Annotated in this window: 11 protein-coding genes; 5 read left to right on the top strand and 6 right to left on the bottom strand. The window is 65.5% G+C overall.

Annotated features, from left to right (window positions below):
* Positions 1-9: 9 nt before the first annotated feature.
* On the bottom strand, positions 10-186 hold the full coding sequence (locus ACFSM0_RS03885) for a hypothetical protein (protein ID WP_377387460.1): 177 nt from the start codon (positions 184-186) through the stop codon (positions 10-12).
* 270 nt (positions 187-456) lie between these two features.
* Here ACFSM0_RS03885 and ACFSM0_RS03880 point away from each other — a divergent pair, with 270 nt between their 5' ends.
* On the top strand, positions 457-1,254 hold the full coding sequence (locus ACFSM0_RS03880; protein WP_377387457.1) for a threonine/serine exporter family protein: 798 nt from the start codon (positions 457-459) through the stop codon (positions 1,252-1,254).
* A gap of 2 nt (positions 1,255-1,256) precedes the next feature.
* Positions 1,257-1,733, top strand: a complete 477-nt coding sequence (locus ACFSM0_RS03875; RefSeq protein ID WP_377387454.1) for a threonine/serine exporter family protein — start codon at positions 1,257-1,259, stop codon at positions 1,731-1,733.
* A 13-nt stretch (positions 1,734-1,746) separates the two neighbouring features.
* Here ACFSM0_RS03875 and ACFSM0_RS03870 read toward each other — a convergent pair whose 3' ends face one another.
* From ACFSM0_RS03870 to ACFSM0_RS03855, 4 genes are all read right to left on the bottom strand, one after another.
* Positions 1,747-4,392 (bottom strand): bifunctional diguanylate cyclase/phosphodiesterase, encoded by a 2,646-nt coding sequence (locus tag ACFSM0_RS03870; protein ID WP_377387451.1) that lies wholly within the window; start codon positions 4,390-4,392, stop codon positions 1,747-1,749.
* 59 nt (positions 4,393-4,451) lie between these two features.
* Positions 4,452-4,688, bottom strand: a complete 237-nt coding sequence (locus ACFSM0_RS03865) for a hypothetical protein (RefSeq protein ID WP_377387448.1) — start codon at positions 4,686-4,688, stop codon at positions 4,452-4,454.
* Between the two features lie 79 nt (positions 4,689-4,767).
* A complete protein-coding gene (locus ACFSM0_RS03860) occupies positions 4,768-6,387 on the bottom strand; it encodes an FUSC family protein (RefSeq protein WP_377387445.1) in 1,620 nt (539 codons plus the stop codon).
* 74 nt (positions 6,388-6,461) lie between these two features.
* The gene (locus ACFSM0_RS03855; protein ID WP_377387442.1) at positions 6,462-6,911 is read right to left on the bottom strand and encodes a MarR family winged helix-turn-helix transcriptional regulator; all 450 of its coding nucleotides are present in this window, start codon (positions 6,909-6,911) and stop codon (positions 6,462-6,464) included.
* A gap of 326 nt (positions 6,912-7,237) precedes the next feature.
* On the opposite strand from ACFSM0_RS03855, the gene ACFSM0_RS03850 reads away from it, so the two are divergent.
* Complete coding sequence (locus ACFSM0_RS03850) at positions 7,238-8,851, top strand: GMC family oxidoreductase (protein ID WP_377387439.1); 1,614 nt, start codon at positions 7,238-7,240, stop codon at positions 8,849-8,851.
* Positions 8,852-8,877: 26 nt separating this feature from the next.
* A complete protein-coding gene (locus ACFSM0_RS03845) occupies positions 8,878-10,368 on the top strand; it encodes an aldehyde dehydrogenase family protein (protein WP_377387436.1) in 1,491 nt (496 codons plus the stop codon).
* A gap of 42 nt (positions 10,369-10,410) precedes the next feature.
* On the opposite strand, the gene ACFSM0_RS03840 is transcribed toward ACFSM0_RS03845, so the two are convergent.
* On the bottom strand, positions 10,411-10,767 hold the full coding sequence (locus ACFSM0_RS03840) for a YigZ family protein (RefSeq protein ID WP_377387433.1): 357 nt from the start codon (positions 10,765-10,767) through the stop codon (positions 10,411-10,413).
* A gap of 161 nt (positions 10,768-10,928) precedes the next feature.
* Here ACFSM0_RS03840 and amyA point away from each other — a divergent pair, with 161 nt between their 5' ends.
* Positions 10,929-12,416, top strand: coding sequence for an alpha-amylase (gene amyA / locus ACFSM0_RS03835; protein WP_377387430.1), 1,488 nt, complete (start codon positions 10,929-10,931; stop codon positions 12,414-12,416).
* The last annotated feature ends 51 nt before the right edge of the window (positions 12,417-12,467 follow it).

Here is a 12,467-nt window from a genome sequence, read left to right as displayed (position 1 = left end):
TTGGCGCGCTCAGTCGCCGCCGCCATCCCCGCCGTCACCGCACCCGCCGCCATCGCCGTCGCCGCCGATGTCACTGCCGCCCTCCCCGCCCCGGCGCGGCGGCAGCACGCCCGGCGTGGCATTGGCGCGCAGGTAGCTCAAGATGAACACGAGCCCAATCACCGTGAAGGCGATCCAGTGCAGCATCGTCTTTCTCCTTTGCCTGAGGACCATGGTGCCGGTTTCACTGTGGCCGATCTCGGCGAGTCGACCAAGCGGGTGATGCGTCGCGCCCGGCGCCGGGCTTGCCGCAAGCGGGAAAGGGTGTTGCGCGATATTTCCTCGATATGACAGATCGTTGCGCAGCTTTTGGGCGCGCCCCGCGATTTGGCGCAAAGTGGCCATGCAAGGCCGGTTGCGCGCTTGGCGGGGCGCGCCCGGGCTGCTAGGGCTGTGCGGAAAAAGACCGGAAGAGAGATGGACAGCAATAGTCAGGACGGCGTTGTGGTGCGCCACCGAGAGCTCGAGCGCTATGCCAATGCGGCGCTCAAGGCGGGGCGGATCATGATGGAAAGCGGCGCTTCGGTCAGCGTCGTGCATCGCGGCATCTCGATGATTGCCACCGGCTTCGGAGCGGAAACAGTGGGCTTGCGCTCGGGCTATGCCTCGATTGCAATGACCTTGCGCGCCGAGGAAACCACCATCACCCGGATGCTGCATCTGGGCCGGCTCGGTGTGAACCATCGGCTTGACCTCGCGGTGCGCGAGCTTTGCGCGCGCGCCGAGGGCGGGGGAATGAGCGTCGAGCAGGTGGAGGCGGAACTCGCCCGGCTCGTGCGCGAGACCCCACGCCATGCGCCGTGGTTCACCTCGGTGGCGGTCGGGATCGCTTGTGCCTCCTTCGGCCGTCTGCTGGGGATCGACTGGCTCTCCTTCGGGCCGGTGCTGCTGGGCGGCACGCTCGGGCAATATCTGCGCCACCACCTGCTGCACCGGGGCGTGAACATCTTCCTCGTGGCGGGGGCGATTGCCTTTTTTGCCGCGACCCTTGGCGGGCTCGGCTCGCTCGCGCTGCAGAGCACCACCGTGCATCTGGCGATGATGGCCTCGATCCTTTTGCTGGTGCCGGGGGTGCCCGCGACCAACGCGCAGGCCGACATCATGGACGGCTATCCGACGATGGGCAGCGCGCGGGCGGTCTGGGTGCTGATGATCATGGTGTTTGCCGCGGTGGGCGTGTGGTTTGCCGAGGCGCTTTTGGGGATCAGGGGCTGAGCATGGAATATCTTTTGTCGCTCATGCCGCATCTGGCGCATCAGGCGCTTTTTGGCGCGCTCGCCGCCGCGGGCTTCGGGGTTTTGTTCAATTTCGGGCTTCGGGCGCTGCCGTGGTGCGCTGCGGCAGGCGCGCTCGCTTTGGCGGTGCGCACGATCGGGCAAGACCTCGCCTGGAGCCTCGAAGGGGCGACCTTCGCGGCGGCCATCGTGACGAGTTGCTCTGTCTCGGTGCTGCGCCGCGCGCTTGGGCCGGCGTGCAATGCGGTGGCGCTCGCGGGCTGCATTCCGATGGTGCCAGGGGCGTTTTTCGGTCAGGCGCTTTTGGGCTTTTTTGCCGTCACGGCGCCGCATCCCACCGATGCCGTCGAGACCTTCGTGATGGCCTCCGAGCATATCATCCGCGTGATCTTTACCCTTGGTGCAATCGGCGCCGGGCTGGTGATCCCGGCGCAACTGCTGAAGAACCAGGACTTCTGAGCCCGCGCCGGGCTCAGGCCGTCATGCGTTCGGCGCGCGCGCCAATCCAGCTGGCGAGATCCTCCGCTGCCATGGGCCGCGCGAAGTGGTAGCCCTGCAGGCAATCGCATCCGATGCTGGAAAAGGCGACCGCCTGATCGGCGTTCTCGATCCCCTCGGCGGTCAGGCCGATATCGAGCGCGCGCCCGATGTTGCAGATCGCTTCCACCACCGGATCGACGCCGCCGGGCAAGCGCGCCGAATGCGCGGTGAGCGAACGGTCGATCTTCAACCGGTCCGGGCGGATCAGTTGCACCGTGGCAAGCGAGGTGCGGCCGCGGCCGAAATCGTCGATCTCGATGGCAACACCCCGCGCGCGCAGCCGGGCCAGCACATCGAGCATCGCCTCGGTGATCTCGTCGAAATCGAGCGTTTCCAGCAATTCGAAGGCGAGCGGGCAGGGCAACGGGCCAAGGGCGGCGAGATCCTCGAACAGGTCGGGCTGCATCAGCCGTTGCACATCGACGTTGACCGAGATCCGCGGCAGAGCGATGCCGCGCGCGGCAAGCATGCGCACGGTCTCGACCGCCTTGCGCAAAACGATGCCGTCGATCCGCGCCAAAAGCCCCATCTCCCGTGCAATGGGCAGGAACTGGTCTGGCGCGATCAAGCCCTCTTCGGGGTCGTGCCAGCGCACCAGCGCCTCGGCACCGATGAGCCGCTGGGTGCAGGCATCGACCTGGGGCTGAAAATGCACCGAGATCCGGTCTTCGCGCAGCGCATGCACGAGCTTGTCGGCAATGCGCTTGGTGTGTTCAACCCGGCGCCGCAGTTCCGGCGAAAAGGCGATAATCCGGTCGCGGCCCGCGTTCTTGGCCTCGTAAAGCGCGATATCGGCGTTTTGCACCATCTCGCCGGCATCCGCGCCCGCGCGCGCGCTCATGCCGACCGACGCGCTGAACCACAGTTTTTTGCCCTCGAACTCCAGCGGTTCGCGGCAGGCGCGCACGAACCGCTCGGCGCATTTGAGCGCGCGCGCCTCGGCGCCGCGGCCCTGCACGAATACGGCAAATTCATCGCCGCCCATGCGCGCCACTTCTGCGCCGACGGGGGCGGTGCGCTCCAGCAGGCGGGCAACCGCGCACAGCAGATGGTCGCCCGCCTGATGGCCGAACACATCGTTGATGGTTTTGAAGCGGTCGACATCGAGATGCAGATAAGCCATCGGCAGATCCGGGGGCGCGGTCTCGAAGCCCCGGCGCATGCTCCGGTCCATGCCGCGCCGGTTTGCGAGCCCGGTCAGCGGATCGTGCAGCGCATCATGGGCGATGCGGGTGCGCGCGGCCTCGGCCTCGGCCCGCGCCGCGACCAGCTCGGCCTCGCGCGCCACCCGCTCGGTGACATCGTAATTGACCCCGAGCGCGCGCACCATCCGGCCGTGCCGGTCGTGGAAGATCCGCGCATGGGTGCGTATCACCCGAACCTCTCCCTTGGGCGTGATGATGCGATATTCGCTCGCCACATCTTTGCCGTGCTCGCTGGCGCGGCGGAACACGGCGCGCGCCTTCACCCGATCCTCGGGGTGAATGCGCTCGATCCAGGCCTCGAAACTGCCGTCGAACGTGCCCGGGGCCAGGCCGTAAAGCTCGTGCATCGTCTCATCCCAGATCTCGTGGTTGTTGAGGATGTCGAGATCCCAGACGCCGATGCGCCCCGCATTGGTGGCGAGCCGCAACCGTTCCTCCAGAAAGCGGGCGCGTTCTGCCTCGGTCTGCGCGGCCTTTGCCCAGCGCGCGAGCCCAAGCCCCGCCATGCCGACGACAAGGGCTGCGATCAGCGCACCAAAGCCGGTTCGCAACCCTTCCTTCACAGCCTCGAGCTTCATCTCGTCCGTCGAGCGTATCGCGAGCACATCAAACAGCCCGGAGGGGCTTTGCCGCAATGCGACAACGGCCTCGGGCAAATCATAGCGGATCGTGCCGGGCTGCGGGTCCGCCTCTCGCTTGCCATGCCATGCGAGCTTTTCGCGCACCGCGAAGGGCAGGGGCTTCGTGCCATGCGGGTCGGGCAGGGCGATGAACTGGCCATCGGGGCGCATGCGCAGGAAGATGCGCAGGTCTTCCGCCCGGAACGGGGTGCGCAGATGCGCGAAAAAGGCTTCCTGCGCGACCACGACGACAACCCCCGCAAATTTCCCGTCGCGATCTTCGATCGGCAGGCTGAGCGGCAGGGACCAGGCGCTGTCGATCCGTGCGCGGATCGGGGCGTTGACATAAAAGCCGTGCCAGCTGCGGTTGCGATGCACCGAGAAATAGGGCCGGTCTGACACATCGAGCCCGATGGGATTGCCGCCGCCATATTGCCCGGCGACCACGTGGCCCGTGGCATCGACCACAAGCGCCGCCGCAATGCCATGGTTTTCACGCATGATCGTGGCAATGGCCGGGGTTGCGCTCGTGACGAGATCTGTCGGGGAGATCTGTTCGAGCAGGATCTCTGCAGAGAGCCGCATCGAGCGGATCAACAGTTCCACATGATCGGCGGCGGCATAAGTGTCTTGCTCCAGCCGTTCCGTCGTGCGGCTCCAGCCATGGTTATACTGAATTGCCCCGAACAGGCCTCCGAGGGAGGCCGCCACTCCAAGGACGAGCAAGATACCAGAAAACGGTCTGAACGGCATGGGGGTCCATACTTTCGGACAAAATCACACGATCACACCGTCACGATACGTGGGCAGAGTTAACGGGGTCTTAACACCTGATGGCTGCGCGCCGCGGCAATTTGCGCCCGATGCGGGGCGATGGCGGCCTCCAGTTCGTGGCGCAGATAGGGACCCGAAGAGCGCTCCGCACGGCCTTCGGCATCGAGCACCATGCCAAAAGCGGTCTTGCGCCACAAAAGCAGGGTGACATTGCTGTAAGGCGAGATTTCCGGCGCCTGACGGGTGAGAGTGGTAAGTGACATGGCGATGGACATGACGATTCCTCGTTCCTGATGGGGCGACCCTGACGGAACAAGGTTAACAAGCGTTCAATCCGCGCCGTGACGGGCGCCTTCAGGCGATCGGGCCGGAATGGCGCTGTGCGATCGCCTCCTGCCCGCGCACGGCGAGGTCCAGCAGATGCCGGGGCAGGGGCTGGGCGGTGCTTTCGAGCGCGGCGGCGAGCGAGAGCACGCGACGGCTCCAGATCGCCGTCCAATGCGCGGGCGGGAGCGCATTTGACCGGGTTTTCAGCAGGCGGATGTCACGTTCGAGCCGTGCCTCGGTGCGCCGGATCAGGCGGGCGCCGGGGCGCGGCAGTGCCATCACGCAGGCCACGACAAGGAGCGTGCCCAGCGCCATCGCCACGCCGGAGCTGATGGCCACGGTCGGGGTGGTCGCGGCGGCCCCCGCTTGGCTGGCAAGCATGAAACACATGTTGGCATCGAGCGCATAGGGGGCGGTGCGCGGATTGGCGCGGCCAAGAGCGCCAAGGAGGATGAAGGGGGCGATGGTGAGCACGAGGCTTGGCCAGTCGGTCAGGTGGGGTTGCACGGCGAGGCGATAGAGCACGCCCGTTGCCGCCCCGATCACCACGCCGGTGCCGAGCTTTGGTGCCATCGGCTGCGGCAGCGGCATCGCGCCAAGCACAAGCGCGAAAACGGTCATCGAGAAGGCCGCGAGTTCAAGCGCAAAGCTGCCGGTGAGGATCACCAGCGCGCCGCCCGCAAGGCTGACGCAAAAGGCAAGGGCCGCCCCGCGCAGCCCGGCGGCGAGATTGCGCGGTGGCGCGATCCGGTTCAAGGCGCGGCCCGAAGGGGCCGTGGCCTGCAGCTCCCGGCACGCCGTCTCAAGCGCGTGGAGCGCATTTGCCATGGGGTCGGAGGCCGTGTCCGGTGGGGGAGGGACGCGCGCTTCGGAGGGGGCGTGCAGCAGGGCGCGGGCGCGGGCGGCCTCTGCCGGAGTGCGGCGCGCGAGGCTGGCGGCTTCAAGAAGCGCAAGCCCGGCCGCGAGAATGGCTTCGAGCGCGGCCATGCGCCGGTAGCCATCGCGCGATCCGGCGGCCACGAGCCGGGCGCGGGTTTCGAGTTCGGCACCGCTGCGCAGGGTTTCGGCGAAGGCGGCATCAAGACGGGCGGTCTCGTCGGGCGCAAAGAGCAGAAGGGCAGCGGTCTGGCGGAAACGCGCGGCCAGAGCGGCCCCGGCGGCGCGAAAGCCCGGCGCATCGGCCTTGGGCGTGAACGGGCCGACAATCATCACCACACAGAGCGCGCCGATCCCGGTGCAGGCGAGGCGGTCGCGCGCCAGCTCAAGATCGCCCGAGGGATCAAGGAGTGCCGGCAGCACCACGACCGCGAGCGTGATCGCACACATCATCGGCAGGTAGTTGCGCACTCCGGGCCAGATATGCACGCAGAAGGCAAAGCCCGCGAGCAGCAGCGAGAGCGCGCCCGCCGTCACCCGCACATCGGGCGAGAGGGCGAGAAGCCCCAGCCCCAGCCCGCCCCCCACCGCCGTGCCCAAAAACCGCCAGAGCGCGCGCTCGAGCGTGACCCCGCGCCAGGGCTGGGCGATCACCCAGACCGGCATCGACGCCCAGAAGGCATGTTCGATCGAGAGCGCGGTGGCGATGGCAAAGGCGGCCCAGGCGGCGAGCGCGAGGCGGGCCGCATGCCAGAGTTCGAGACGGGTCATGGTCATGCCTTCAGGGCGCCCGCCGCGGCACGGCGGGGCGAGCGTGAGAGGGAAAATCAGCGGGGGCGTGGGGGTCAGCCGTCCTTTCGGCGGGCGGCGATATTGGCTTCGAGCTGGCCGAGCAGCCGCAGGGTGGCGGCAACATCGTCTTCAGGGATACCCGCGAAAAGCTCCGTCCGCAGCGCTGTCAGAACCTCGCCAAGCGAGGCCAGATAGGCGCGGCCCGCGTGCGTCACGCTCACCAGTTTGGCGCGGCGGTCATCGGGGTCTTCGGTGCGGCGCACAAAACCGCGCGCCACCAGCGTATCGAGCACCCGCACCAGCGTTGGCCCCTCGATATCGAGAAGCTCTGCGAGATCCTTCTGCCGCAAGATCCGGTCTTCGCGCACCAGAAAGCGCAGCGGCAAGGAGGTGGCCTCGCTCAGTTCCTCCCCGGCAAAAATCGCATCCATTTCCTTGCGGTAGCGCCGCGCCATCAGCACGAGCGAGAGCCCCAACCGCTCAAGATCTTCTGGACTGGACATCACCTTTCTCCATTTTTGATAGCAAGGCTAATTAATTCACGTGACATTGTTCGGCAAGGCCCTGGCAAGACCCCGGCAGCCGGTTCGTGCCCGCAGAGCGCGGCCATCCCCTCGTGCTCGGCAATAATTGAAAACAAAAACAAGGCCCTGATGGTTCCCTCAGGAATATGTGCAAATACGCACAGTGTTTTGATAAAAGTTCAGCTGGCAATCTAATAGGAAGGCTATCAATTAATGCAGCACAACAGTGCACCGCTGCATACGCTTTCAGGCCGCGGCGCCACCAGACCCGAGATGCCACCGGAAACGCACGGAAGGAATGTGCCATGTCAGCGGACTCATTTGACTATATCATTGTCGGCGCCGGTTCGGCCGGTTGCGTGATTGCCTACAACATCCTCAGCCGCGGGCGTGGCACGGTGCTTCTGCTCGAAGCGGGCGGAAGCGACAACAATCTCTTCATCAAGGCCCCGGGCGGCATGTCGCGGGTCATCCCGACGAAATCCTGGCCTTACATGGCCGAGCCCGAACCCTACACGATGAACCGGGATATGGATGTGCTGCAGGGCCGCGTGCTCGGCGGGTCGTCCTCGATCAACGGCATGGTTTATGTGCGCGGCCACAAGGCCGATTACGATGCCTGGGAGCGCGATTTTGGCGCCACCGGCTGGAACGGCGAGGAGATGCTGCGTTACTTCCGCCGCGCCGAGAACAACGAGGCGATGGCGAACGAGTATCACGGCAACCACGGCCCGCTGTTCGTCAGCGAAAACCGCTATCGCCACCCGCTGAGCGAGGCCTTTGTGCGCGCCGGTCAGCAGGCGGGCTACACCTACATCGTGGACCATAACGGCGCGCAGATGGAGGGCGTGGGCTTTTATCAAACCACGACCCACAAGGGCGAGCGCGCCTCGGCCTCGCGCACCTATCTCAAACGCGTGCGCAACAACCCGAACCTGAAGCTGCAACTGAATGCTCTGGTCAGCCGGGTCGAGATCGAGAACGGCCGCGCCACGGGGGTGACCTACAAGGTGCATGGGCGCGAGCATACCGCCACCGCGCGGCAGGAAGTGATTGTCTGCGCGGGGGCCATCGGCTCGGCCAAGGTGCTGCAACTGTCGGGCCTCGGTCCGGCCGCGGTGCTGGCGCGCGCGGGCGTTGAACAGAAGGCAGAGCTTCCGGTCGGGCGCAACTTCCATGACCACCTGCATATGTCCGTCAACGCAACGATCAAGGAGCCGATCTCGCTTTACGGGCAGGACAAGGGGCTCAAGGCGCTGCGCCACGGGATCGAATGGACCTTCCTGCGCTCGGGCGTGCTGACCTCGCCGATCCTTGAGGCCTTCGCCTTCATTGACAGCACCGGCGCGGGCCGCCCCGATGTGCAGTTCCACTTCCTGCCGGTGCTCGACACCTGGGATGACCCGGACCTGAACCAGAAAGGCCAGACCCACGGCATCACCATCAAAACCGGCCATGTGCAGCCGAAATCGCGCGGTGAGGTGGAGATCCGTTCTGCCGACCCGGCAGAGCTGCCGCGTATCCGCGCCGCCTACCTTGAAGATGAGCGCGATGTGCAAGGCCAGATCCGGGCCGCGCAACTGGCGCTTAAGTTCTTTGCCCAACCGGCGCTGGCCGAGCATGTGACGGAGATCTTCAACCCCGTGGTTGCCGCCGATGACCTTGCGGGCCTTGAGGAATATGTCCGCCGCGTCTCGCGCACCGTCTACCACCCCGTCGGCACCTGCCGCATCGGGCAGGACCCGGCGACCTCCGTGGTCGATCCGCAACTGCGCGTGCATGGCATCGCGGGGCTGCGCGTCGCCGACAGTTCGGTGATGCCGCATATCCCCTCGGGCAACACCAATGCCCCCACCATCGCCATCGCCGAAAAGGCGAGCGACCTGATCTGTGGCCTGCAAAACGCCGTTGCGGCCTGATCAAATCATTAGAAGGACTGAATAAAATGGCAAAAGTCACGCTGCTCCCGGAAGTTGAGGCCTTCCTCAAACGGCAACAGGGCCACTTCATCAACGGTCGCGCCGTGCCGGGCTCGGACACGGATCGCGAGGCGATCCACAACCCGGCAACGGGGGAGCTTGTCGCCACCGTGGCGCGGGCCACCCCCGCCGAGGTGGAAGAGGCGATCGCCTCTGCCGACGCGGCCTTCCGTGGCGCATGGGCCGAGACCACCCCGGCGCAGAAAGAGCGCATCCTTTATCGTTTCGCCGATCTGATCGAACAACATGGCGAAGAGATCGCCCAGCTTGAAACGCTGCAATCGGGCAAGCTGATCGGGCTGTCGCGGATGATCGAGGTGGGCTGGGCGGCGCAATTCCTGCGCTATTATGCCGGCTGGGCAACGAAGATCGCGGGCGAAACGCTCTCGCCCTCGGTGCCCTCGGCCAAGGGCGAGAAATACACCGCCCTCACCCTGCGCCAGCCGCTTGGCGTGGTGTTTGGCATCATCCCGTGGAACTTCCCGGTGATGATCCCGATCTGGAAGCTTGGCGCCGCGCTGGCCACGGGCAACACTGCCCTTCTCAAATCGGCCTCGCCGACGCCGTTTTCGCTGCTGCGTGTGGCCGAACTGGGCAAAGAGGCGGGGCTGCCCGACGGTGTGCTCAATGTCATCAACGGTCCGGGCAAGCTCGGTGATCTGATCATCCCCGACAAACGCATTGCCAAGGTCTCGTTGACGGGCTCGGTGCGCACCGGCCAGATCATCGCGCAAGAGGCGATGAAGGCCAACCTCAAGCATGTGACGCTGGAGCTTGGCGGCAAGAACGCGGCCGGCTTCCTGCCCGACATGAGCGTGGAAGAGATTGTCGACGGCATGTTCGAGGCGGGCTTCATGCACACCGGGCAAATCTGCGCCTCCGCCGAGCGCTTCCTTGTGCATCGCAGCCAGATCGACGCGGTCTCCGAGGCGATCCGGGCGCGGCTTGAGGGCATCGAGGCGGGCGATCCGATGGATGACGCCGCCGCCTTCGGCCCCGTTGCGACCAAGGCGCAATATGAAAAGGTGCTGGAGGCTTTTGACGCGGCGCGCCGCGAGGGCGACACTTTCGTCGTTGGCGGCGAAGCCTATGACCGCCCCGGCTTTTATGTGAAGCCGACGGTGATCCGCCCGAAATCGCTTGCAAGCACCTCGTGGCGCGAAGAGGTCTTTGGCCCGGTGGCGACGCTCATCGCCTATGACACCGAGGAAGAACTCGTTGCCGAGATGAACGACACGCCCTACGGCCTTACCGCTTCGGTCTGGACCCATGACCTGTCAAAAGCGCTGCGGCTTGTGCCCCAGGTCGAGGCCGGGACGGTCTGGGTGAACATGCACACGATCGTTGACCCCGGCGTGCCCTTTGGCGGCGCGAAAGGCTCGGGGATCGGGCGCGAATACGGCTCGGCCTTCATCGAGGATTATACCGAGCTGAAATCGGTGATGATCCGCTACTGAGCCGCCTTGCACCAAAAGCGCCCGCGATCCATCGCGGGCGTTTTACCTTGTGCGCAGATCCTCCAGATAGATCCGCACCGCCTCCTGCACATGGCGGAACCGATCCCCGCCCAGATGCTTGCCCCCAAACCAGCGTGTCACCACGATGAGATGGTTTGGGAGCCCTTCGCGCTCGAGCATGCGCAAGATCACCATGCCCGCGCCCGCCTCGCCATCGTCGTTCTTCAAGGGCGCCTCGGGGGTCAGGAGTGCCCAGCTGTTATGCGTGGCCTTGGCGAATTTCTTGGTGCGGCACAGCTCCTTGATAAAGGCTGTCGCCTCTTCGGCGCTGTGGCATGGCCCGCCCGAGACCGCATATTTCGAGCCACGATCGCTGATGATGTTTTCAAGAATGCGCATGGCGCAGGCATAAAGACGCCGCCGCAAAGCCGCAAGAGAGCGCCTCGGGCGGCAACTTTTCCCGTCCCGCGGGAGGGGGAGAATAAATGCACCTGTCAGATGCAACTTGTTGCCGCATCGCCGCGTTGACCGGCATCGCCACTCGTCCACAGGAGACGCCGATGCCGAACCGCACCTTGCTTCAGGGCTTTCACTGGTACTACCCCGAAGGTGGCAAGCTCTGGCCCGATATTGCGGCCCGCGCGGAGGATCTGGCCCGGCTCGGGCTCACCGATGTCTGGCTGCCGCCGGCCTACAAGGGCGCTTCGGGGGGCTATTCGGTGGGCTATGACACCTATGATCTGTTCGACCTCGGTGAGTTCGATCAGAAAGGCTCGGTGCCCACCCGCTATGGCGACCGCGCGGCTTTTGGCGCGGCCTGCGCGGCGCTGCGCGCGCAGGGGCTGCGGGTGATCCTTGATGTCGTGTTCAATCACAAGATGGGGGCGGACGAGACCGAGCGGGTGACGGTTCAGCGCGTCGATCCCGAAAACCGCGAGGCTTTCCTTGGCGAGCCGTTCGAGGCCACCACCTACACGCGGTTCACCTTTCCCGGTCGGGCGGGGAAATATTCGGAATTTGTCTGGGATGCGCGCTGCTTCACCGGGGTGGACCGGATCGAAGACCCGTCGGAGGATGCGCTGGTCAAGATCCTCAACGACTATGGCGCGGGGGAGTGGAACGACGAGGTCGATGACGAGCTCGGGAACTATGACTTCCTGATGGGCGCCGATGTCGAATTCCGCAACCGCGCCGTTTATGAAGAGCTGAAATACTGGGGCCGCTGGATCGCCGAGCAAGTGCCCGTAGACGGGTTCCGGCTCGATGCGGCCAAGCATATTCCGGCCTGGTTCTTTCGCGATTGGGTGGGGCATCTGCGCGAGACGGTGAACCCGGAGCTTTTCGTTGTGGCCGAATACTGGAAGCCCGACACCGGCGCGCTGTCGGCCTATCTCGATCTGGTCGACGCGCAACTGACGTTGTTCGATGTGGGGCTGCACATGACGTTTCATGAGGCGTCACAGGCGGGCAAAGACTTCGACATGCGCCAGATCTTCGCGGGGAGCCTTGTGGCGCAGATGCCGGACAAGGCGGTCACCTTTGTCGAGAACCACGATACCCAGCCGCTGCAATCGCTTGAGGCGTCGGTCGAGCCCTGGTTCAAGCCGCTCGCCTATGCGCTCATCTTGATGCGCGAAGAGGGGGTTCCTTGCGTGTTCTGGGCCGATCTTTTTGGCGCCTCCTATCGCGACACGGGCGGCGACGGCGAAGAATATGCGATCGAGATGCCCGCAATAGACTGCCTGCCGGATCTGCTGCGCGCCCGGGCGCGGTTTGCCCATGGGGCGCAGACCGATCTGTTCGACGACCCGAATTGCCTTGCCATTGTGCGCCACGGCACCGCCGAGGCGCCCGGCTCCGTCACTGTGCTCACCAATGGCGATGCGGCTGAAAAATGGGTCGATCTCGGCCCCGAGCGGGCCGGGGCGCGGTTTTGTGACTTTCTGGGCAAGCACGAGGGCGAGGTGGTGCTTGATGAGGCCGGGCAGGGCGCATTTCCGGTGCCGCCCGGCGCGGTGTCGGTCTGGGTGCCGGTCGAGGCGCTCTGAGCCGCGAGAGAGTTGCCGCCCAAGGGCGCTTGGGGCCTTTGGGCGGGCAGC

The sequence above is a fragment of the Rhodobacter lacus genome, from assembly GCF_042683065.1.
Taxonomy (GTDB): Bacteria; Pseudomonadota; Alphaproteobacteria; order Rhodobacterales; family Rhodobacteraceae; genus Rhodobacter; species Rhodobacter lacus.
This window is presented reverse-complemented; position numbering and strand designations above follow the sequence as displayed.